Origin of the sequence: Pseudomonas sp. (genome assembly GCF_035497915.1) — a bacterium.
Lineage (GTDB): Bacteria > Pseudomonadota > Gammaproteobacteria > Pseudomonadales > Pseudomonadaceae > Serpens.
This window is the reverse complement of sequence record NZ_DATJCS010000054.1, coordinates 88,899-109,795: the sequence shown is the minus strand read 5'-3', so window position 1 is coordinate 109,795 and position 20,897 is coordinate 88,899. Positions and strand designations below refer to the sequence as shown.

The 20,897-nt window shown below is 65.9% G+C and carries 24 protein-coding genes and 2 pseudogenes; 16 read left to right on the top strand and 10 right to left on the bottom strand.

What is annotated here, in order from left to right; translation table 11 throughout:
* The first annotated feature begins 279 nt into the window (after positions 1-279).
* From VL129_RS17045 to VL129_RS17025, 5 genes are all read left to right on the top strand, one after another.
* The gene (locus VL129_RS17045) at positions 280-594 is read left to right on the top strand and encodes a hypothetical protein (RefSeq protein ID WP_325414849.1); all 315 of its coding nucleotides are present in this window, start codon (positions 280-282) and stop codon (positions 592-594) included.
* A 3-nt stretch (positions 595-597) separates the two neighbouring features.
* Positions 598-1,134: a DUF4256 domain-containing protein gene (locus tag VL129_RS17040; RefSeq protein WP_325414847.1), complete on the top strand. Its 537-nt coding sequence runs from the start codon at positions 598-600 to the stop codon at positions 1,132-1,134.
* 120 nt (positions 1,135-1,254) lie between these two features.
* On the top strand, positions 1,255-1,851 hold the full coding sequence (locus tag VL129_RS17035; RefSeq protein ID WP_325414845.1) for a class I SAM-dependent methyltransferase: 597 nt from the start codon (positions 1,255-1,257) through the stop codon (positions 1,849-1,851).
* A gap of 47 nt (positions 1,852-1,898) precedes the next feature.
* Positions 1,899-2,600, top strand: coding sequence for a hypothetical protein (locus tag VL129_RS17030; protein ID WP_325414843.1), 702 nt, complete (start codon positions 1,899-1,901; stop codon positions 2,598-2,600).
* A 33-nt stretch (positions 2,601-2,633) separates the two neighbouring features.
* Positions 2,634-3,659, top strand: coding sequence for a pirin family protein (locus tag VL129_RS17025; protein ID WP_325414841.1), 1,026 nt, complete (start codon positions 2,634-2,636; stop codon positions 3,657-3,659).
* A 129-nt stretch (positions 3,660-3,788) separates the two neighbouring features.
* On the opposite strand, the gene VL129_RS17020 is transcribed toward VL129_RS17025, so the two are convergent.
* Genes VL129_RS17020 through arsC form a run of 3 tightly spaced genes read right to left on the bottom strand, consistent with a single transcriptional unit; the run spans position 3,789 to position 5,147 of the window.
* The gene (locus tag VL129_RS17020) at positions 3,789-4,199 is read right to left on the bottom strand and encodes a DUF2069 domain-containing protein (protein WP_325414839.1); all 411 of its coding nucleotides are present in this window, start codon (positions 4,197-4,199) and stop codon (positions 3,789-3,791) included.
* Positions 4,192-4,797 carry an NAD(P)H:quinone oxidoreductase gene (gene wrbA / locus VL129_RS17015; RefSeq protein ID WP_027590433.1) on the bottom strand — a complete coding sequence of 202 codons (606 nt, stop codon included), beginning with the start codon at positions 4,795-4,797 and terminating at the stop codon, positions 4,192-4,194. The genes VL129_RS17020 and wrbA overlap by 8 nt, the downstream gene beginning before the upstream one ends.
* On the bottom strand, positions 4,794-5,147 hold the full coding sequence (arsC, locus tag VL129_RS17010; RefSeq protein WP_325414836.1) for an arsenate reductase (glutaredoxin): 354 nt from the start codon (positions 5,145-5,147) through the stop codon (positions 4,794-4,796). The genes wrbA and arsC overlap by 4 nt, the downstream gene beginning before the upstream one ends.
* Positions 5,148-5,246: 99 nt before the next feature.
* Here arsC and VL129_RS17005 point away from each other — a divergent pair, with 99 nt between their 5' ends.
* The 3 genes from VL129_RS17005 to VL129_RS16995 are packed head-to-tail and all read left to right on the top strand — an operon-like array spanning position 5,247 to position 7,200.
* Positions 5,247-6,476, top strand: a complete 1,230-nt coding sequence (locus VL129_RS17005; RefSeq protein WP_325414834.1) for a YihY family inner membrane protein — start codon at positions 5,247-5,249, stop codon at positions 6,474-6,476.
* Positions 6,473-6,931 (top strand): TlpA family protein disulfide reductase, encoded by a 459-nt coding sequence (locus VL129_RS17000; RefSeq protein ID WP_325414832.1) that lies wholly within the window; start codon positions 6,473-6,475, stop codon positions 6,929-6,931. The genes VL129_RS17005 and VL129_RS17000 overlap by 4 nt, the downstream gene beginning before the upstream one ends.
* Positions 6,928-7,200: an acylphosphatase gene (locus VL129_RS16995; RefSeq protein WP_325414830.1), complete on the top strand. Its 273-nt coding sequence runs from the start codon at positions 6,928-6,930 to the stop codon at positions 7,198-7,200. Before VL129_RS17000 ends, VL129_RS16995 begins: the two co-directional genes overlap by 4 nt.
* Positions 7,201-7,460: 260 nt before the next feature.
* On the opposite strand, the gene VL129_RS16990 is transcribed toward VL129_RS16995, so the two are convergent.
* Positions 7,461-9,176 (bottom strand): proline--tRNA ligase, encoded by a 1,716-nt coding sequence (locus VL129_RS16990; protein WP_325414828.1) that lies wholly within the window; start codon positions 9,174-9,176, stop codon positions 7,461-7,463.
* Positions 9,177-9,277: 101 nt separating this feature from the next.
* Between VL129_RS16990 and VL129_RS16985 the strand changes: the two genes are divergently transcribed.
* Entirely contained in the window at positions 9,278-9,685 is a 408-nt protein-coding gene (locus tag VL129_RS16985; RefSeq protein ID WP_325414853.1) for a PaaI family thioesterase, read from the top strand.
* A gap of 153 nt (positions 9,686-9,838) precedes the next feature.
* Here the strand turns inward: VL129_RS16985 and VL129_RS16980 are convergent, their stop codons facing one another.
* Positions 9,839-11,113: an OprD family porin gene (locus VL129_RS16980; RefSeq protein WP_325414826.1), complete on the bottom strand. Its 1,275-nt coding sequence runs from the start codon at positions 11,111-11,113 to the stop codon at positions 9,839-9,841.
* Between the two features lie 294 nt (positions 11,114-11,407).
* Here VL129_RS16980 and VL129_RS16975 point away from each other — a divergent pair, with 294 nt between their 5' ends.
* Together VL129_RS16975 and VL129_RS16970 are read left to right on the top strand one after the other, a co-directional pair.
* The gene (locus tag VL129_RS16975; RefSeq protein ID WP_325414824.1) at positions 11,408-11,839 is read left to right on the top strand and encodes an HIT family protein; all 432 of its coding nucleotides are present in this window, start codon (positions 11,408-11,410) and stop codon (positions 11,837-11,839) included.
* Positions 11,836-12,042, top strand: a complete 207-nt coding sequence (locus VL129_RS16970) for a SlyX family protein (RefSeq protein WP_325414822.1) — start codon at positions 11,836-11,838, stop codon at positions 12,040-12,042. The genes VL129_RS16975 and VL129_RS16970 overlap by 4 nt, the downstream gene beginning before the upstream one ends.
* Here VL129_RS16970 and VL129_RS16965 read toward each other — a convergent pair.
* The 5 genes and pseudogenes from VL129_RS16965 to VL129_RS16945 form a co-directional block, all read right to left on the bottom strand.
* Positions 12,036-12,890 (bottom strand): pseudouridine synthase, encoded by an 855-nt coding sequence (locus tag VL129_RS16965; RefSeq protein WP_325414820.1) that lies wholly within the window; start codon positions 12,888-12,890, stop codon positions 12,036-12,038. The genes VL129_RS16970 and VL129_RS16965 overlap by 7 nt on opposite strands.
* Before the next feature lie 14 nt (positions 12,891-12,904).
* Complete coding sequence (sstT, locus tag VL129_RS16960) at positions 12,905-14,122, bottom strand: serine/threonine transporter SstT (RefSeq protein ID WP_325414818.1); 1,218 nt, start codon at positions 14,120-14,122, stop codon at positions 12,905-12,907.
* Between the two features lie 167 nt (positions 14,123-14,289).
* A pseudogene (locus VL129_RS16955) lies at positions 14,290-14,502 on the bottom strand (cold-shock protein); the annotation flags it as partial.
* 81 nt (positions 14,503-14,583) lie between these two features.
* Positions 14,584-14,904, bottom strand: a pseudogene (locus VL129_RS16950) (cold shock domain-containing protein membrane protein); the annotation flags it as partial.
* A gap of 218 nt (positions 14,905-15,122) precedes the next feature.
* Positions 15,123-15,590, bottom strand: a complete 468-nt coding sequence (locus VL129_RS16945) for a Dps family protein (protein WP_325414816.1) — start codon at positions 15,588-15,590, stop codon at positions 15,123-15,125.
* A gap of 218 nt (positions 15,591-15,808) precedes the next feature.
* Between VL129_RS16945 and aspS the strand changes: the two genes are divergently transcribed.
* From aspS to ruvB, 5 genes are all read left to right on the top strand, one after another.
* On the top strand, positions 15,809-17,584 hold the full coding sequence (gene aspS / locus VL129_RS16940; RefSeq protein WP_325414814.1) for an aspartate--tRNA ligase: 1,776 nt from the start codon (positions 15,809-15,811) through the stop codon (positions 17,582-17,584).
* 156 nt (positions 17,585-17,740) lie between these two features.
* Positions 17,741-18,490, top strand: coding sequence for a YebC/PmpR family DNA-binding transcriptional regulator (locus VL129_RS16935; RefSeq protein WP_325414812.1), 750 nt, complete (start codon positions 17,741-17,743; stop codon positions 18,488-18,490).
* Between the two features lie 208 nt (positions 18,491-18,698).
* Positions 18,699-19,223, top strand: a complete 525-nt coding sequence (gene ruvC / locus VL129_RS16930) for a crossover junction endodeoxyribonuclease RuvC (protein WP_325414810.1) — start codon at positions 18,699-18,701, stop codon at positions 19,221-19,223.
* A gap of 40 nt (positions 19,224-19,263) precedes the next feature.
* A complete protein-coding gene (gene ruvA / locus VL129_RS16925; protein ID WP_325414808.1) occupies positions 19,264-19,869 on the top strand; it encodes a Holliday junction branch migration protein RuvA in 606 nt (201 codons plus the stop codon).
* The gene (gene ruvB / locus VL129_RS16920) at positions 19,870-20,895 is read left to right on the top strand and encodes a Holliday junction branch migration DNA helicase RuvB (RefSeq protein WP_325414806.1); all 1,026 of its coding nucleotides are present in this window, start codon (positions 19,870-19,872) and stop codon (positions 20,893-20,895) included.
* The last annotated feature ends 2 nt before the right edge of the window (positions 20,896-20,897 follow it).

Below are 20,897 nucleotides of genomic sequence, written 5' to 3'. Positions count from 1 at the left end.
CTGTAGTCGGCCAGAAATACGGGGCTACTTCAGGCCATCCTTAACGGCGTTCGCTCCGCTCACTGGACTCGCAAAAGCTGCGCTTTTGCTCGCCTGTTAGCTAATCGTTGAGGCTGTAGAAAAACCTGCTACCAGCCACTTCACCCACTGATACGCTCGCATACCAATCGCAGGGGGCGCAGGAATGACGCCTCGGGCACCGTTGAGCTGGGTTCCTGTGAAAAGCCCCTTCCGTCACTGTCCCACCCACTACCGTTTGACTATCGACAAAGCACAACGATGAAGGAATCTGACTGGAAGCTGTTCCAAACGCTGAAACCTACCCTGCTCAACCGACTGTGTGAGCGAGCTCTTCAAGAGTGTGTTCAGGCGATGGCTGACGAGACGCAGTCGGCACATAAGCGGTTTCTCAAGGTTTTTTACCTGATCAATGAAAGAAACGAGGATGTCGCGGTCTGTTTCGACGATCCCCGGCGCTCGAACCTGTTCATCAAACTGGTCGAGCTCAAGGTGCGCGACTTACTTGAGCCGGATGAGCTGGCTCGGTTCAGTGAAGAGGCGCAGGCGCTGCTGAACCCTCGGCCGGGCCAATAGCCTATGAACGACGCCACCCTGCTCGAGACCCTCAAGACCCGTTTCGACAAGCACCCTCAGCGCCACGCGGCCATCGGCTGGTCCGAGGTTCAGGCGCGGCTGGAACGGGCTCCGGAGGCGCTTGCCGCCCTGCGCGCCATGGAGGAGACGGGGGGCGAGCCGGATGTGGTCGGACGCGATGACGATTCCGGTCAGATTCTCTTTTGCGACTGCTGCGCGGAAAGCCCGCCTAGCCGCCGCAGCCTCTGTTACGACCAGGCCGCCCTTGACGCCCGCAAGGCCAACAAGCCGCAGGGCAGCGCGCTTGAAATGGCCGCTGCCATGGGCGTGAGCCTGCTGACCGAAGCGCAATATCGGGCGCTCCAGGAACTGGGCGAGTTCGATCTGAGAACCTCCAGCTGGATACAGACGCCGGCGGAGGTGCGTGCGCTCGGCGGGGCGCTCTTCGCGGACCGCCGCTACGGCCGGACCTTTGTCTACCACAATGGCGCGCAGTCGTATTACGCCGCTCGGGGCTTTCGCGCAGTGCTACGGGTTTGAGCCGTTCGTGCCGGTACTTCTGGTTGGAATCCGCTTCGCCTGAGGCGCCATGTTCCGGTTGACCCCTACCCCGCTGGAATGGTTGCCTGCGCAGCATTGCAACCGCTGTTGGAGAACGTCATGTGGGATGAACGCTACGCCGCCGAGGAATACGCCTATGGCACGGAGCCCAATCAGTTTCTGGCCGAACACTTTCAGGCGCTGCCCAAGGGTCGGGTGCTCAGCCTGGCCGAGGGCGAGGGACGCAACGCGGTGTTCCTGGCGCGTCAGGGCTATGCCGTGACTGCGGTGGACGGCTCGGCGGTCGGCCTGCAGAAGGCCGAAAAGCTCGCCCGCGAGCATGGCGTGGAGATCGAGCTGGTGCAGGCCGACCTGCTCGACTACGAGATCGGCGAGAACTGCTGGGACGGCATCGTCTCCATCTTCTGCCCGCTCCCGGCCGGCCCGCGCGCGGCGCTGCATCGCAAGGTGGTGGCCGGCCTGAAGCCCGGTGGCGTGTTCCTGCTGGAAGCCTACACGCCCGAGCAGCTCCGTTATGGCACCGGGGGTGGGCCGTCGCTGGAAACCAAGACCAGCCGGGAATCGCTAATCGAGGATCTGCGCGGGCTGACCTTCACCCACCTGGCCGAGCTGGAGCGCGAGGTGGTGGAAGGCATCTACCACACCGGTCTGGGTGCGGTGGTGCAGGCCATCGCGGTGAAGGACGCGGGCCGCTGATTATCGGCTGTGGCAGGCGCGGATCGAGCGCACAAGGATACGTAAGCATGCGAATGGTTTTGTTGGCGCTGCTGCTGTTCAGCGGTGTCGTCGTAGGCAAGCCGGCCACCGAGGACATGTTCGGGGCCTGGGTGCCCGAAGGTTGGACGCTGTTCCTGCAGGCCATGGGCGACCTCGACAAGGACGGCCGGCCGGATGGGGTCCTGGTCCTGGAGGAAGACAATCCGCTTAACCGCAAGGGCAATGACTACATGGGTCCTGCCGAGTTGAACCTCAATCCTCGGCGCCTGCTGGTGCTGTTCGGCGGTGAGGCCGGTTATCGACCGGTGCTGTCGGTGGACCATTTCCTGCCCAGCCAACACGATGAGGAGACGCCGTGCCTGGATGATCCGCTGAGCATGGGTGGTGTCGAGGTCAATCGAGGGTTGCTGGAGGTTTCGCTCCACTACTGGCTGAGCTGCGGCAGTTATGCGGTCTCCAATCGCACCTTCAAGTTCAGGTATCAGGAGGGCCGCTTTCGGTTGATCGGGCTGGACACCTGGGGCTTCATGCGCAACAGCGGTGAGCGCACCGAGCGCAGCATCAACTTCCTGACCGGAAAGCGGAAGGTGACAACCGGGCTGAACGAGTTCGAGGAGTCCCGCCCGGTGGTCCGCTGGGAGAGCGTCGATGCGGGTGATCCGCTCTTTATCGATGCCATGAGTCCGTCCTGCTGGGTGGACGGGAAGATCCAGATCTGGTGTGAGTGAAGCCCCCTCCGTTACGCAGCAGGAGTCATGCGCATGAATACGTCCGACAACGCTGAGCTGATCCTCGGCGCCCAACCCCTCGGCGCGCAGATGCCCGGCATCGATCCGTTCATCTTCGCCGCCTACCACCAGGATCATTACCCCAGGGGCAACGGCCGCCTCGGGCCGGATGCCGCCCTGTTGCGCGGGCGCGACATCGGCATGGACTTCAGCGGCCGGGACGGCTGGAGCATGTACCACGGCGAAGAAATCCCGGGCTTTCCGGCGCACCCGCATCGCGGCTTCGAGACCGTGACCATCGTTCGCCAGGGGGTGGTGGACCATGCCGATTCGCTGGGCGCCACCGCGCGCTACGGCGAAGGCGACGTGCAGTGGCTGACCACCGGCAGCGGTGTGCAGCACGGCGAGATGTTTCCGCTGGTGCATGAGGACCAGGACAACACCTTGGACCTGTTCCAGATCTGGCTGAACCTGCCGGCCAAAAACAAGCTGGCGGCGCCGGATCTCACCATGTTCTGGGCGCATACCATTCCGCGTGTGACGCTGCCCGGTGCCGAGGTGGAGGTGATCGCCGGGGATTACGGTGCCGTGCGCGCCTTGCCGCCGCCGCGTGCGTCCTGGGCCAGCGAGCCGGACGCCGATGTGGCCATCTGGATCGTGCGCCTGGAGCCGGGCGCAAGCGTCACGCTGCCGGCGGCCTCGGATCGGGCGCGGCGGGCCATTTACCTGACCACGGGGGCTTCCTTCGTGGTCGGCGTCACCCGCTTCGACCGCCGGGTGATGGTGGAGGTGCGCGCCAACCAGCCTGCGCCGCTGCACAACGACAGCGCCGAGGGGATCGAGGTACTGGTGCTGCAAGGCAAGCCGATCGCCGAACCGGTGGCCGCGCGCGGACCGTTCGTGATGAACACCCAGGAAGAGCTGGTGCAGACCATTCGGGATTACCAGCGCACCGAGTTCGGCGGCTGGCCGTGGCCGAGTCGCGAGCATACCCACGGCACATCCGGGCGCTTTGCGCAGCATCCGGATGGGCGGGTGGAAAGGCCGGAGGCGGTTTAAGCCGCGGTCCGCACGGACCTCGTGGGAGCGAATTCATTCGCGAGCTTTTCAGGAGCGGCTTGCACCTTGCCAGCCGGCTAAAGAGCTCGCGGACAAGTCCGCTCCCACAGCACGGTTTCGCGATCCGGCTCAGCTTTCCCCGGCCAGCTTGCGGTCCAGCTGGAACTTGTAGCGTGTGTAAAGCAGCGCGCTGCAGAACAGCACCAGACTGATGAGCGCCTCGGCCCAGCCGTACAACGCACGGGCCGGGTCGAACGCGGCCAGCACGCCCTGGATGAAGTAGATGTTCACCACGAAGCACAGCCAGGCATGGCCGCGTGCGTGGCCGAGCAGCACGCTGGGGGCGAGGATCAGCAGCGGCACCAGCACGATGCTCAGCACCACCCAGGTGCGTGCGCCGTGCAGATCGGCGAAGACGCCGTTCCAGATGCCGATCAGCAGGATCAGCGCCAGGTAGCCGATCAGGCTGACCCAGCGGGTGAAGCGCACGCGCGGTTGCAGCCATTCCACGGCCGGCAGCGGTTTCTTTTGCTTAGCCACGACGCTCTCCCAGTTGGCCGGCGGTCTGCGCCAGGCGCAGGCCGAGGGCGCGGCACAGGGCGATTTCGTGCTCGTCCAGCGGACGCTTGCCGTCGGCGCCAGCGTGATGGCTGGCGCCATACGGCGTGCCGCCGCCACGGGTCTCGATCAGCGCCGCTTCGCTGTAGGGCAGGCCGCAGATCAGCATGCCGTGGTGCAGCAACGGCAGCATCATCGACAGCAGGGTGCTTTCCTGTCCGCCGTGCAGGCTGGCGGTGGAGGTGAACACCGCCGCCGGCTTGCCGACCAGCGCGCCGGTCAGCCACAGGCTGTTGGTGCCGTCCAGGAAGTACTTCATCGCGGCGGCCATGTTGCCGTAGCGGGTCGGGCTGCCGAGCACCAGGCCGGCGCAGTGCTTCAGGTCGTCGAGGGTGGCGTACAGCGCGCCTTCGGCGGGAATCTCCGGGGCCACGGCTTCGCACTCGGTGGACACCGCCGGCACGGTGCGCAGGCGCGCCTCGAAACCGGCCTGCTCGATGCCGCGGGCGATGTGCCGGGCCATCTCGGCAGTGGCGCCGTGGCGGCTGTAATACAGCACCAGGATGTAGGGTGAACTCAAGGCAGGATCTCCAGGACTTTCTCGGGCGGACGGCCAACCACGGCCTTGTCGCCGGCCACCAGGATCGGGCGCTCGATCAGACGCGGGTGGGCGACCATGGCCTCGATCAGTTGGTCTTCGCTCAATGCTGCATCGGCCAGGCCGAGGGTCTGGTACTCCTCTTCGCCGCTGCGCAGCAGCTGGCGGGCGCTCAGGCCCAGCTTGGCGAGCAGGTCGCGCAGGTCGGCGGCGCTGGGCGGGGTTTCCAGGTAGCGCACCACGGTGGGGGCCAGGCCGCGGGCTTCGAGCAGTTCCAGCGCGCCGCGCGATTTCGAGCAACGCGGGTTGTGGTAGAGGGTCAATTCACTCATGGCAGGTCGCCTCCGACGTAAGGTGGCGGGTATTCTACCCGCCCGGGTTGGCGGAGGCGCGAGGCCTTTCGCGGCGCCGGTATTCGGCAAGGAGACGGCATGCGGCAGTGGCTGGCCAACGTGGCGGAGTTCTGGCGGTTCCTGTTTCGCCGCTTCCTGGACGACAACGGCCTGGACAGTGCCGCGTCGCTCACCTACACCACGCTGTTCGCGGTGGTGCCGACCATGACGGTGACCTTCTCGGTGATCTCGCTGGTGCCGGCGTTCCGCGAGCTGGGCGGCGAGCTGCAGAGCTTCATCTTCCGCAACTTCGTGCCCTCCACCGGGGCGACGCTGCTCTCCTATCTGCAGGCGTTCAGCGAGCAGGCCAGGCAGCTGACCTGGGTGGGGGTGATCTTTCTGGTGGTCACCGCGCTGATGATGATGCTGACCATCGAAAAGGCCTTCAACACCATCTGGCGGGTGCGCCAGCCGCGCCGTGGGGTGAGCAGCTTCCTGATCTACTGGGCGATTCTCAGCCTCGGCCCACTGCTGCTCGGTGCGGGCTTTGCCATCAGCACCTATGTGGCGTCGCTGTCGCTGCTGGTCGGGCCGGGGGCGCTGTTCGACGTCACCTGGCTGATTCGCGTCGCGCCGCTGCTGCTGGAGGTCGCCGCGTTCACCCTGCTGTATGCGGTGGTGCCCAATACCCGCGTGCCGGTGCGCCATGCGCTGCTCGGCGGGCTGTTCAGCGCGCTGCTGGTGGAGGCGGCGAAGAAGCTGTTCAGCCTGTATGTCAGCGCGTTTCCGGCCTACCAGCTTATCTACGGCGCGTTCGCCACCGTGCCGCTGTTCCTGCTGTGGATCTACGTGTGCTGGCTGATCGTGCTGCTGGGCGCGGAGCTGGCCTGCAATCTCTCCTCGACGCGCGCCTGGCGCACGCGGCCATTGCCTCGCCTGCTGGCGACCCTCGGCGTGCTGCGCGTGTTCCAGGATCGCCAGCGTACCGGCGCGACGCTGCGCCATGCCCAGCTGCGGCGCGAGGGCTGGCCGCTGCCGGAGGAGGAATGGCACGAGATCCTCGGCTTCCTGCAGCGCGAACATCTGGTGTGCCGCACGGCCGGCAACGCCTGGGTGCTATGTCGCGACCTGAATGCCTACCCGCTGGACCGCCTGCTGGCGCGCAGCCCCTGGGTGCTGCCGGCGCTGCAGAGCCTGCCCGAGGAGCTGCCGGAGGGCTGGTATCCGGCGCTGCGCGACGGCCTGGCGGAGCTGGAGCAGGCGCGAGTGGACATTTTTCACGGCAACCTGGGTGACTGGCTGAGCGTCGGTCGTGGGGAGAAGACATGAACGGATGGAAGCAATGGGCGCTGGGCCTGTGCGTGGCTCTGGCCGGCTGCGGCGCGGCTGATCTGGGGATCGACCAGCATGGGCAGGTAGTGACCTCCGAAAGCCTGCAGGGCCAGTGGCTGGTGATCAACTACTGGGCCGAGTGGTGCGCGCCGTGCCGCAAGGAGATTCCCGAGCTGAATGCCCTGCCGTCGCGGATCGACAAGGTGCGGGTACTGGGCGTGAACTTCGACGGCCTGCAGGGTGATGCGCTGCTGCGGGCGGCCGAGGGCATGGGCATCGAGTTCAGCGTGCTGGCTGATAACCCGGCCGCGCATTTCGGCCTGGAGCCCAGCGGTGTACTACCGGCGACCTATCTGGTCGACGAGCGCGGCAAGGTCCGCGCACGGTTGCTCGGCGAGCAGACCGCCGACGGCCTGGTGGCGCGACTGCAGGCGCTGCGGGAGGGCTCATGAGCATCGCGTTGCAGGCGTGGGTGAGCGGCCGGGTGCAGGGCGTGTGGTTCCGCCAGGGCACCGCCGAACAGGCGACGGCGCTGGGCGTGCATGGCTGGGTGCGCAACCTGCCGGATGGCCGGGTCGAGGCCTGGCTGGAAGGTGAGCAGCAGGCGGTGCATGCCCTGGCGCGCTGGCTGGAGCAGGGGCCGCCGAAAGCGGAAGTCAGCGGGGTGGAGGTACAGGAACAGACGCCGCAGGGATATGCGGAATTCGAAGTCCGGCGCTGAAGCAATCGTAGGGTGGATCGCGCTTTACCGATCCACCAAGCGCGGCGCAAGGCGCGCCGCGCCGGCGCGGTGGTGGACAAGAACAGCGTGGTCCACCCTACGTCGGCCCACCCCATCGGCCGGGATTAAACCTGTAGGGCCGGCTTTATGCCGGCCAGCGGAGTCGAGTTAACGCTTAACCGATCCACCAGACGGGGTTGCACCCACCCGGAGCCGCGCCGGCCCCGCCCCGCAGTGGCCCACCCGGCCCTACAGGGTCTTCAGCCGGCGATGCGCTGCTTGAGGAACTCCAGGATGCCGTCGAGGGCGACGTTCTGGCTTTCGCTGTCGCGGCGGCCCTTGTACTCCAGGGTGCCTTCGCCCAGGCCGCGGTCGCTGACCACGATGCGGTGCGGGATGCCGATCAGCTCCATGTCGGCGAACTTCACGCCGGGGCTGGTCTTCTTGTCGCGGTCGTCCAGCAGCACTTCGTAGCCGGCGGCGGTGAGCTGTGCGTACAGCGCATCGGTGGCCTGCTTGACGCTGTCGTTCTCGTACTTCATCGGCACGATGGCGATCTGGAAGGGCGCCAGGGCGGCCGGCCAGAGGATGCCGCGCTCGTCGTAGTTCTGCTCGATGGCGGCGGCCACCACGCGGGACACGCCGATGCCGTAGCAGCCCATGATCAGGGTGACCGGCTTGCCGCCTTCACCCAGTACGTTGAGGTTCATGGCCTCGCTGTACTTGGTGCCTAGCTGAAAGATGTGGCCGACTTCGATGCCGCGCTTGATCACCAGGGTGCCCTGGCCATCCGGGCTCGGGTCGCCTTCCACCACGTTGCGCAGGTCGGCGACGGCCGGCAGCGGCAGATCGCGCTCCCAGTTGATGCCGAAGTAGTGTTTGTCGTCGACGTTGGCGCCGGCGCCGAAGTCGCTCATCAGCGCCACGGAGCGGTCGATGATGCAGGGGAGCGGCAGGTTGACCGGGCCCAGCGAACCCGGGCCGGCACCGATGGCGGCGCGGATCTCGGCTTCGGAGGCGAACACCAGCGGGCTGGCGACCAGTTCGTGGTTGGCGGCCTTGATCTCGTTCAGCTCGTGGTCGCCGCGCACGATCAGGGCGATCAGCTTGCCTTCCTCGGCGGCGTGCACCACCAGGGTCTTGACGGTTTTCTCGATGGCCAGGTTGTAGCGCTCGACCAGCTCGGCGATGGTCTTGGCGTCCGGGGTGTCGACCAGGCGCATGGCCTCGCTGGCGGCGCCACGCGCCTTCTCGCGCGGGATGGCTTCGGCCTTCTCGATGTTGGCGGCGTAGTCGGAGCTGTCGCTGAAGGCGATATCGTCTTCACCGGACTCGGCCAGCACGTGGAATTCGTGGGAGCCGGTACCGCCGATGGAGCCGGTGTCGGCCTGCACCGGGCGGAAGTTCAGGCCCAGGCGGGTGAACACGTTGCAGTACGCCTGGTGCATGCGGTCGTAGGTTTCCTGCAGCGATTCCTGGCTCATATGGAAGGAGTAGGCGTCCTTCATGATGAACTCGCGGCCGCGCATCAGGCCGAAGCGCGGACGGATTTCGTCGCGGAACTTGGTCTGGATCTGGAAGAAATTGATCGGCAGCTGCTTGTAGCTGTTCAGCTCGTTGCGGGCCAGGTCGGTGATGACTTCCTCGTGGGTCGGGCCGACGCAGAACTCGCGCTGGTGGCGGTCCTTCAGGCGCAGCAGTTCGGGACCGTATTGCTCCCAGCGGCCGGACTCCTGCCACAGCTCGGCGGGCTGGATGGCCGGCATCAGCACTTCCAGGGCGCCGGCCTTGACCATTTCGTCACGCACGATGGCTTCGGCCTTGCGCAGGGCGCGCAGGCCCATTGGCAGCCAGGTGTACAGGCCGGAGGCGAGCTTGCGGATCATCCCGGCGCGCAGCAGCAGTTGGTGGCTGATCACCACGGCATCCGACGGGGTTTCTTTCAGGGTCGAGAGGAGATACTGACTGGTACGCATGTTGGCCGTTTCGTCCGTTGCGGGAGCGGAATAGAGCCCGGCATTGTACGGCCACGCCAACAAGGCGTACAGGCACAAACCGGGGAGGGAATATGGCGAATCTGAGCGCGCACGAGGTGCAGACACTGATCCGCGCAGGCGTGCCGATGGCCGAGGACATCGACCTGCGTATCGAACGGGTCGATGGGGAGCGGGCGCTGGCAAGGGTGCCGTTCAACGGGCGGTTGGTGCGGCCGGGCGGCACGTTGTCGGGTCCGGTGCAAATGGCGCTGGCCGATACGGCCATGTATGCCGTGGTGCTGGGGGCGCTGGGTCGGGTGGAGATGGCGGTCACCAGTCACCTGAACATCAATTTCCTGGCCAAACCGGCGCCGGTGGATCTGCTGGCCGAGGCGCGCATCCTGCGCCTGGGCCGACGCCAGGCAGTATGTGAGGTCTCCCTGTTCAGCGCGGGGCAGGAAAATGTGCTGGTGGCGCATGTCACCGGGACCTATGCGTTGCCGGGGTGAGCTGCGCACGGTCAGAAGGCGCCCCTGGCCTGATGCCTGTGGGGCCGGCTTTATGCCGGCCAGCGGGGTTGACGTGCCGTACTGGGCTCGTCGTGACTCCGACGGCCGGGATAAACCCGGCCCCGCAGGTTTCCTGCCAATGGGCTGGCGTTATCAGAGAATGCTCAGCGGGTACTCGATGATCACCCGCACCTCGTCGATGCTCGGCGAGCCGTAGTAGACACCGTCGCTGCTGCGGTAGGTGGCCTGGCGCAGGCGCAGGCTGAGGTCCTTGGCCGGGCCTTCGGGCACCACGTAGCGCACTTCGATGTCGCGTTCCCATTCCTTGCCGTTGTCGGTGGTGCCCACATCGGCATCGTCGCCATAGGTATAGCGGGTCATGAACTTGAAGCCGTTCAGGCCGACCGCCGCCAGGTCCAGGTCGTAGCGGGCCTGCCATGATTTCTCGTCCTCGGCGTTGAAGTCCGAGCGCTGCACCGAGTTGGCGAGATAGACGGCGCCGCCGCCGTCCACGCCGTAGTCGTAGCCGATGCCGTCGAAGCCGCCGATGGACTTCTGGTAGGCGAGCATGAAGCGGTGGGCGCCCAGGCTGTAGGAGGCCGCCAGGCTCCAGATGGTGTTGCCCTCCTCGTCGCCGGTGCCGGTGTAAACCTCTTCGTAGTCGGTGCGGTAGATGTTGAAGTCCAGGTTCACCGCCTGCTCGTTGGCCAGCGCCACGGTGTAGTTGAGGTTGCCATAGACCTTTTGCCAGAAATCCTTCACATCCGAGTAGTACAGCGAGGCGGAGAAGTTGTCGTCGACGGCGTAGGTGCCGCCAATGAAATCGGCGCTTGTCAGGCCAAGGCTGTCGTGCCCGGTCTGTGCCTGGGCATTCAGGGCGGTGAAATGACCGGCGTTGATTTCCAGCCCTTCGATTTCATTGCTGGTCAGCAGGAAACCGGTGGCGGTTTCCGGCAGCAGGCGGCTGTCGTCGGTGGCGAACACCGGCACGCCGACGATCTGCTGGCCGTACTTGAGCACGCTGCTGGACATTCGCGCCTTGATGACGCCACCGGCCTCGGCATATTCGTCCTCGGCGTAGCCGTCGGAGCCAACCGGCAGCAGGCCGGTTCGGGTTCTGTCCGGGCTACTGTCCAGTTTCAGGCCGACCATGCCGTAGGCGTCGAAGCCGAAGCCGACGATACCCGGCGTGAAGCCGGACTCGAAGGTGGCGGTGAAGCCATGCGCCCATTCCTCGACCTTGCTTTGGCCGTCCGGGTCGTCACCGTTGTTGCGGAAGTCGCGGTTGAAATACAGGTTACGGTTGAACAGGTCGAAGCTGCTGTCTTCGACCAATCCTTTGGCTTCGGACTGGGCGCTGGCCAGGGCCAGCTGGGAAGCGCCGGCGGTGACAGCCAGGGCGATTGCGCTCAACTTCATCACGTGCATGTGACAGCTCCTTTTGAATGGGGTCGAGGTCGTCCTGGCGCTGCCAGGCGGGTCCCCGTCAGGCGTTCTGGTACGTCTTCGGCACCACGTCTCCCTGTGGTCGTGTTCGCTGCGGCATTGGACGTCGACACACTCCTCCTGCCGGAGAAGCGTGACGGCGCTCACAGAAAGGCATAGCAACAAATGCCGCCAAGTCAACGCGACCGGGGGCGTGTGGGCGATGAAAAACCCCGGGGCAGGCGCTATCCTGCCGGCAGCGCCATCGGCGCCGGAGAAACCTCAGGAGAACCCACGATGTTCGTGCTGGCCGAGCAACTTGCAAAAGACACCCTGCCCATTGGCGACTTTCCGCTGTGCCGCCTGCTGTTGATGAACGACAGGCAATACCCCTGGTTCATCCTGGTGCCGCGCCGCGAGGACGTCAGCGAGCTGTTCCAGCTCGACGAACCGGACCAGCGCCAGCTCTGGAAGGAGACCACGCAACTGGCGGAAATCCTCAAGGACACCTTCGCGGCGGACAAGATGAACGTCGCCACCCTGGGCAACATGGTCAGCCAGCTGCACATGCACGTGATCGTGCGGCGCAAGGGCGACCCGGCCTGGCCGGCGCCGGTGTGGGGCAAGCATCCGGCGCAGCCGTATTCCGCAGCCGAGCTGCAAGGCATCCGGGACAAGCTTGGCCTGGTGCTGACCGAAGAGTTCCATTTCGAGGAGGGCAAGGCATGACGGTTGAAGAACGTATCGCCGACCTGGAAAGCCGCCTGGCTTTCCAGGACGACACCCTGCAGGCGCTGAACGACGAAGTGGTGCGCCAGCAACGTGACATCGAGCGGCTGCAGTTGCTGGTCAGTGCGCTATCGCAGCGCCAGGACGAGTTGCAGACGCAGATCGGCAGCGAAGACGATGAGGAGGTGCCGCCCCATTACTGAAGGGCCAGTCGGCTGGTGAACGTGCGGGCCTGCCCGTCCAGCGGGTCCTCGAAACGCAGACTCCGGGCGAGCAGCTGCAGGGGGCGGGCGTGGTCTTCGGGCGCGTCGCTCAGGTTCGGGTACAGCGGATCGTTGAGAATCGGCGCGCCGAGCCCGGCCAGGTGCAGGCGCAACTGGTGCTTGCGGCCGGTGACCGGGTAGAGCGCGTAGCGCCAGTAGTCGCCGAGGCGCTCCAGGACTTCGATGCGCGTTGTGCTGTTGGGCGCACCTTCGGCTTCGCACATGCGGAAGAACGGCTCGCCCGGCTCCAGGCGCGTCTGGCGCAGCAGCGGAAAGTCCAGCCGAGGCAGTGCTGGCGCCAGGGCCTCATAGCGTTTGGCGATGCGCTGGTGGCGGAAGAGGGCCTGGTAGGCGTCGCGGCTGTCCGGGTTGCAGGAAAACAGCACCAGTCCGGCGGTCAGCCGGTCCAGCCGGTGCAGCGGCACCAGTTGTGGATTGTCGAATCGCTCCACCAGCCGGTGGAGCAGGGTTTCCCGCACATAGCCGCCAGCCGGAACCACCGGCAGGAAGTGCGGCTTGTCCACCACCAGCAGGTGTTCGTCCCGATACAGCACCTGTTCCTCGAACGGGATGCGCGCCTCGTTCATCACCTCGCGGAAATAACGGATGCGCAGTCCTTCCCGGTAGGGGTGATCGGCCGGCAGCGGGCGGCCCTGCTCGTCCTGCACGCGCTGGCGGGCGAAGCGATCAAGCCACGCCTCGCGGCCGATCGCCGGAAAGTGCGCGCAAAGGCCATCGAGCACTGTGGGCCAGGGGCCGGCGGGCAGGTGCAGGGTGCTGTGTTTCATTGCCGCCCCGGCGCTCAGACCTGCTTGCGCTCTTCGGCCAGGCTGGCGGCGGCGGTGAACAGCACGTCGGTGGAGGAGTTGAGGGCGGTTTCCGCCGAGTCCTGCAGGATGCCGATCACGAAGCCGATGGCCACCACCTGCATGGCGGTCTCGTTGGGAATGCCGAACAGGCTGCAGGCCAGCGGAATCAGCAGCAGGGAGCCGCCCGCGACACCGGAAGCGCCGCAGGCGCTGATCGCCGCAACCAGGCACAGCAGCAGGGCGGTGGGCAGATCGACGGCGATGCCCAGAGTGTGCACGGCAGCCAGGGTGAGCACGCTGATGGTGATGGCCGCGCCCGCCATGTTGATGGTGGCGCCCAGCGGGATGGCCACCGAATAGGTGTCCTTGTGCAGGCCCAGGCGTTCGCAGATCTGCAGGTTGACCGGCACGTTGGCCGCCGAGCTGCGGGTGAAGAAGGCGGTCAGGCCGCTCTCGCGCAGGCACAGCAAGACCAGCGGATAGGGGTTGCGGCGCAGTTTCCACCAGACGATGGCGGGGTTGACCACCAGGGCCACGACCAGCATGCAGCCGACCAGCACCAGCAGCAGTCGCGCATAGCCGAGCAGGGCCTGCAGGCCGGTATCCACCAGGGTGGTGGCCACCAGGCCGAACACGCCGAACGGGGCGAAATGGATGACCACCTTGACGATCAGCGTGACGCCGCGGGCCAGGTCGCCGAAGGCCGCCCGGGTGGTTTCGCTGCCCTGGCGGATCGCCAGGCCGAGGCCGATGGCCCAGGCGAGAATGCCGATGTAGTTGGCTTCCAGCAGGGCCTTGATCGGGTTGCTGGTGATGTTGAACAGCAGGGTCTTGAGCACCTCGCCGATGCCACCGGGCGGGTTGGTGCCGGTGGCGGCCTCGGCTAGCGGCAGCGTGGTGGGCCACAGACTGCTGGCGAGCACCGCGACGATGGCGGCGCACAGGGTGCCGAGCAGGTAGAGCACCAGCACCGGGCGGATGTGGGTCGGCTGACCCTGCGGGTGGCTGGCGATGGCGGAGGTGACCAGCAGGAACACCAGCACCGGGGCCACAGCCTTCAGCGCGGCGATGAACAGCTCGCCGAGCAGGCCCGCCTGCGGCGCGGCCTGGGGCAGGAACAGGGCCAGCAGGACACCGGCGACCAGGCCGATGAAAATCTGCGCGACCAGACTGGTACGGGTGAACAACTGCAGGAGGGGACGCTGGATCATGTGTACGTAACCGGAACGAGGATCGAGGAGGCCGGAGGCGGGCGCTCGGGGCGGGGCGATTTTACGGAGTATGGCGGTCAAAGTGCGGGCATTGTCGATGCCGTCGGTCCTTTGCCGGATAAAAAAACGCCGCGCCATGGGGGCGCGGCGTTCTTCGGGGGCGGGTGTCACCGGCGGTCGGTGGTGACCACGTCCTCGGCCTGCAGGCCCTTGTCGCGCTGCATCACCGAGAATTCCACTCGCTGGCCTTCGACGAGCACGCGGTGGCCCTCGCCGCGAATGGCGCGGAAGTGCACGAAGATGTCATCGCCCGAATCGCGGGAAATGAAACCGAAGCCCTTGGTGGTGTTGAACCACTTGACCGTGCCGGTCTCGCGGTTTTCACCGAGCGGCGCCTGGTAGGCATCGCCCGAAGCCCGGCGCGACGAACGGGACGGTTGCCAGTTGAGCAGCAGGTGCAGCAGCACGGCCAGTGCGGCGAGCGGCAGGGCGGCGGCAACGCCCGGCAGGCCGGCGATGAATTCCAGCGGCGCCAGCAGTACCGCGGCCTGAACGGCAGTGGCAATGATCAGCAGCACGCTGGCGAGGATCTGCAGCGGGCGACGGTTGCTGAGCTGGGCATGCTCCGGCAGGGCGGCAAAGGCCAGGTTGAGCAGGCCGAACAGGGCCAGGTAGAGCGCGTCGGGTTGGAGAAGGTAGGGCAGGGAATCGCCGGTGAGGCTGGGTAGGAAGGACAGCAGGAGGGCGGCAACGCCCGCGAGAAGTTGGACGATTTTCAGCATGGGAAATGAACTCACAGTCAGCATGATGCAGGGGAAGAGCCAGTCGCCGCGCAGCTCCGCGAATACAGGGAAGGAGTGGGACGGCGGCAGGCCTATGCCGCGTAGGACGTGCGGCACGGCGCGTATTTAACAGCAAAGCGGAAGGGGGCTCAAATCGCGGCGCTGCAAGTGCGTGCGAAGTCGCGGGGCGGCCGGACGGCCGCCCCGGCGGGCAGGGTTCAGGACAGCAGGCTACGCAGCATCCAGGCGGTCTTTTCATGGATCTGCATGCGCTGGGTCAACAGGTCGGCGGTGGGTTCGTCGCTGACCTTGTCCAGCAGCGGGAAGATGCCGCGCGCGGTGCGCACCACGGCTTCCTGGCCCTGCACCAGCAGGCGGATCATCTCCTCGGCGCTGGGCACGCCTTCTTCTTCCTTGATGGAGGACAGCCGCGCGTAGGCGGCGTAGGTGCCCGGCGCCGGGAAACCCAGGGCGCGGATGCGCTCGGCGATGGCATCCACCGCCAGCGCCAGTTCGGTGTACTGCGTCTCGAACATCAGATGCAGGGTGTTGAACATCGGGCCGGTGACGTTCCAGTGGAAGTTGTGGGTCTTCAGGTAGAGCGTGTAGGTGTCGGCCAGCAGGCGGGACAGGCCCTCGGCGATGGCCGCCCGGTCCTGTTGGGAAATGCCGATGTCGATATCCATGATGACTCCTCCGATGCGTGCAATGAGGTGATGTCAGCCTAACAGGGGTTTTCGCTTGCGGTCATGGATCTGGATCAACCAGCAGCGCGCCATGCGCCACGGCTGCGCGGCAGGGATTTACCCTATATAATCTCGCGCTTTGCCACACTGGCCTGACCCCGGCGCCAGCGGGTGGCCGGCCAAGACGAACCAGACTCCAGAAGAGAAGCGAACACACCATGATGCGCAGCCACTATTGCGGCCAGTTGAACGAGGCCCTCGACGGTCAGGAAGTCACCCTTTGCGGCTGGGTCCATCGCCGTCGCGACCACGGTGGCGTCATCTTCCTGGACATCCGCGACCGTGAAGGCCTGGCTCAGGTGGTATTCGACCCGGACCGCGTGGAAACCTTCGCCAAGGCCGACCGGGTGCGCAGCGAGTACGTGGTGAAGGTCACCGGCAAGGTGCGTATGCGTCCCGAGGGCGCGCGCAACCCGAACATGGCCAGCGGCGCCATCGAGGTGCTGGGCTATGAACTGGAAGTGCTGAACCAGGCCGAGACCCCGCCGTTCCCGCTGGACGAATACTCCGACGTCGGCGAGGAAACCCGCCTGCGTTATCGCTTCATCGACCTGCGCCGCCCGGAAATGGCCGCCAAGCTCAAGCTGCGCTCGCGCATCACCTCGAGCATCCGCCGCTACCTGGACGACAACGGCTTCCTGGACGTCGAGACGCCGATCCTGACCCGCGCCACTCCCGAAGGCGCGCGCGACTACCTGGTGCCGAGCCGCACCCACGCTGGCAGCTTCTTCGCCCTGCCGCAGTCCCCGCAGCTGTTCAAGCAGCTGCTGATGGTGGCCGGCTTCGACCGCTACTACCAGATCGCCAAGTGCTTCCGCGACGAGGACCTGCGCGCCGACCGCCAGCCGGAATTCACCCAGATCGACATCGAGACCAGCTTCCTCGATGAAGCCGACATCATGGGCCTGACCGAGACCATGATTCGTCAGCTGTTCAAGGAAGTGCTGGATGTCGAGTTCGGCGAGCTGCCGCACATGACCCTGGCCGAGGCCATGCGTCGCTTCGGTTCGGACAAGCCCGACCTGCGCATCCCGCTGGAACTGGTCGACGTGGCCGATCAGCTCAAGGATGTGGACTTCAAGGTATTTGCCGGCCCGGCCAACGATCCCAAGGGCCGCGTTGCCGCGCTGCGCGTCCCGGGCGGGGCGAGCATGCCGCGCAAGCAGATCGACGATTACACCAAGTTCGTCAGCAACTACGGCGCCAAGGGCCTGGCCTACATCAAGGTCAACGAGCGCGCCAAGGGCGTTGAAGGCCTGCAGTCGCCGATCGTCAAGAACATCGCCGAGCCGAACCTCAACGTGATCCTCGATCGCGTCGGCGCGGTCGATGGCGACATCGTGTTCTTCGGCGCCGACCGCGCCAAAGTGGTCTGCGACGCCCTGGGCGCCCTGCGCATCAAGGTTGGTCACGACCTCAACCTGCTCACCTGCGAGTGGGCGCCGCTGTGGGTGGTCGACTTCCCGATGTTCGAGGAAAACGACGACGGCAGCCTGACCGCCATGCACCACCCGTTCACCGCGCCCAAGTGCTCGCCGGAAGAGCTGGAGGCCAACCCGGCTGCCGCCCTGTCGCGCGCCTACGACATGGTGCTCAACGGCACCGAGCTGGGCGGCGGTTCGATCCGTATCCACGACCGCAAGATGCAGCAGGCGGTGTTCCGCGTGCTGGGCATCAGCGAAGAGGAGCAGCAGGAGAAGTTCGGCTTCCTGCTCGATGCGCTGAAGTTCGGCGCGCCGCCGCATGGCGGCCTGGCCTTCGGTCTGGACCGCCTGGTCATGCTGATGACCGGCGCATCGTCGATCCGCGAAGTGATTGCCTTCCCGAAAACCCAGAGCGCGGCCTGCGTCATGACCCAGGCGCCGGGTATCGTGGACAACAAGGCGCTGCGCGAGCTGCATATTCGCCTGCGCGAGCAAGCCAAGGCGGAGTAATCCCCCCTCAGAAGCCCGGTGAAAACCGGGCTTCTCCGTTCGGGGTGGCAACAATGGCGGCGGGCGGCCTGGTGGCTGCCCGTATAGGTGCCAGACTAGACAGGCGGGCCGATCGGATCGGCCCGTTCCGGAATCCAAAACGAGATGGAGTGAGTTATGGCTGGTCATTCCAAATGGGCCAACATCAAGCACCGCAAAGAACGTCAGGACGCCAAGCGGGGCAAGATCTTCACCAAACTGATCCGCGAACTGACCGTGGCCGCCAAGCATGGCGGCGGCAGCCCGGCGGATAACCCGCGCCTGCGCCTGGCGGTGGACAAGGCGCTGACCGCCAACATGACCCGCGACACCATCGATCGCGCCATCGCGCGCGGCGCTGGCTCCAACGACGCCGACAACATGGTCGAGCTGAGCTATGAAGGCTACGCGCCGAGCGGCGTGGCTATCATCGTCGAGGCGATGACCGACAACCGCAATCGCACCGCCGCCGAAGTGCGTCATGCCTTCAGCAAGTGCGGCGGCAACCTGGGCACCGATGGCTCGGTGGCCTACATGTTCGACCGCAAGGGCCAGATCAGCTACGCCCCGGGCGTGAACGAGGAAGCCCTGATGGACGCCGCGCTGGAAGCCGGCGCCGACGACGTGGTCGCCGCCGACGACGGTTCGGTGGAGGTCTACACCAGCTTCGCCGACTTCCTCACGGTGAACGAGGCGCTGGGCGCCGCCGGGTTCAAGGGTGACGAGGCCGAGGTGGCGATGATCCCGTCGATCACCGCGCCGGTCACCGACCTGGAAACCGCGCAGAAAGTCCTCAAGCTGATCGACATGCTGGAAGATCTGGACGACGTGCAGAACGTCTACCACAACGCCGAGATCCCGGACGAGATCATGGAACAGCTGGGCTGATTGCCCGGTGACGGCGACCCAGAAAGGCAGCGCTTGGCGCTGCCTTTTTTATGCATCTTGCAGGAGCGGCTTCAGCCGCGATGCTTCTGGGAAAAGCATCGCGGCTGAAGCCACTCTTGGCAGCATGCCGGCCGGAAACGACGGGTGACGGCACGGAAGTCGGTCCGTATACTCGCGGGCTGGATAAATAGACAGTGATGGCGGTGGCATGACGCTGATCCTAGGAATCGACCCGGGCTCGCGGATCACCGGCTTCGGTGTGGTGCGCGACACCGGGCGGGGCTGTGAGTACATCGCCTCCGGCTGCATCCGCACCGGCAGCGGAGCGCTGCCGGAACGCCTGCAGACGGTGTATCGCGGCGTGAGCGAAGTGATTCGCCAGTACGGGCCGGTGACCATGGGCATCGAGCAGGTGTTCATGGCGCGCAACGCCGATTCGGCCCTCAAGCTCGGTCAGGCGCGCGGCGCGGCGATCGTCGCCGGTGCCGAATCCGGCCTGGAGATCGCCGAGTACACCGCCACCCAGGTCAAGCAGGCCATCGCCGGCACCGGCGGCGCCGACAAGCAGCAGGTGCAGATGATGGTCATGCACCTGCTCAAGCTGCTGCAGAAACCCCAGATCGATGCCTCCGATGCCCTGGCCATCGCGCTCTGCCACGCCCATCACCGGCAAAGCCTGATTCCCCATGGCCTGACCCAGGCCAAACGGCGCAGCGGCCGGCTGCGGCTGTGAGCGGCGCTGCGACCCCGATTGACGTGAGAGGACTGGACCCGTGATTGGTCGATTGCGTGGCACCCTGGCGGACAAACTGCCGCCTTTTTTGCTGCTGGATGTGAATGGCGTCGGTTACGAGCTGGAAGTGCCGATGACGACCCTTTATCGTCTACCGCCGGTCGGCGATTCCTTGACGCTTTATACCCATCTGGTGGTCAGAGAAGACGCACAGCTGCTCTACGGCTTCGCGGAAAAGCGCGAGCGCGAGCTGTTTCGCGAGCTGATCCGCCTGAATGGCGTGGGCCCCAAGCTGGCGCTGGCCTTGATGTCCGGGCTGGAAGTGGATGAGTTGGTACGCTGTGTGCAGGCGCAGGACACGTCCACGCTGGTGAAGATTCCTGGCGTGGGCAAGAAGACCGCCGAGCGGTTGCTGGTGGAACTGAAGGACCGCTTCAAGGCCTGGGAGGCGATTCCGGGTATTGCGCCGCTGGTATTGGAACCTTCCGGGCAGGCGGCGGTCTCATCCGCCGAAAATGATGCCGTGAGCGCGTTGATCGCTTTGGGCTTCAAGCCCCAGGAAGCCAGTCGCGCTGTCGCCGCGGTGCAGGAGAACGGTTTGAGCAGTGAAGAATTGATTCGGCGCGCGCTGAAGGGAATGGCTTAAGTGATCGAAGCCGATCGATTGGTGACCGCCTCCCCCCGGGATCGCGACGAGCAACTGGATCGCGCCATGCGTCCGGCCCGGCTGGCCGACTACATCGGCCAGCCGCTGGTGCGCGAGCAGATGCAGCTGTTCATCCAGGCCGCCAGGGGTCGCACCGAAGCCCTGGACCACACGCTGATCTTCGGTCCGCCCGGGTTGGGCAAGACCACCCTGGCGAACATCATCGCCCAGGAAATGGGCGTTTCCCTGAAAAGCACCTCCGGCCCGGTACTGGAACGTCCCGGCGATCTGGCCGCGCTGCTGACCAACCTCGAGCCGGGCGACGTGCTGTTCGTCGACGAGATCCACCGCCTGTCCCCGGTGGTCGAGGAGGTGCTGTATCCGGCCATGGAAGACTTCCAGCTCGACATCATGATCGGCGAGGGCCCGGCCGCGCGTTCCATCAAGCTGGACCTGCCGCCGTTCACCCTGGTGGGGGCGACCACGCGGGCCGGCATGCTGACCAATCCGTTGCGCGACCGCTTCGGCATCGTGCAGCGCCTGGAGTTCTATTCCGCCGAGGACCTGACCACCATCGTCAGCCGTTCGGCCGGGATCCTCGGCCTGCCCATCGAGCCGGAAGGGGCCTTCGAAATCGCCCGCCGGGCACGCGGCACGCCGCGTATCGCCAATCGCCTGCTGCGCCGCGTGCGCGATTTTGCCGAGGTGCGCGGCAAGGGCGAGATCACCCGTCAGGTGGCTGACCTGGCGCTGAACATGCTGGATGTCGACGAACGCGGCTTCGATCATCAGGACCGCCGCCTGCTGCTGACCATGATGGAGAAGTTCGACGGCGGCCCGGTGGGCATCGACAGCCTGGCCGCGGCCATCGGCGAGGAGCGCCACACCATCGAGGATGTGCTGGAGCCCTTCCTGATCCAGCAGGGCTACATCATGCGCACCCCGCGCGGGCGCGTGGTCACCCGGCATGCCTACCTGCACTTCGGTCTGCCGTTGCCCGGACGCCTGGGCACCGATGAAGCATGACT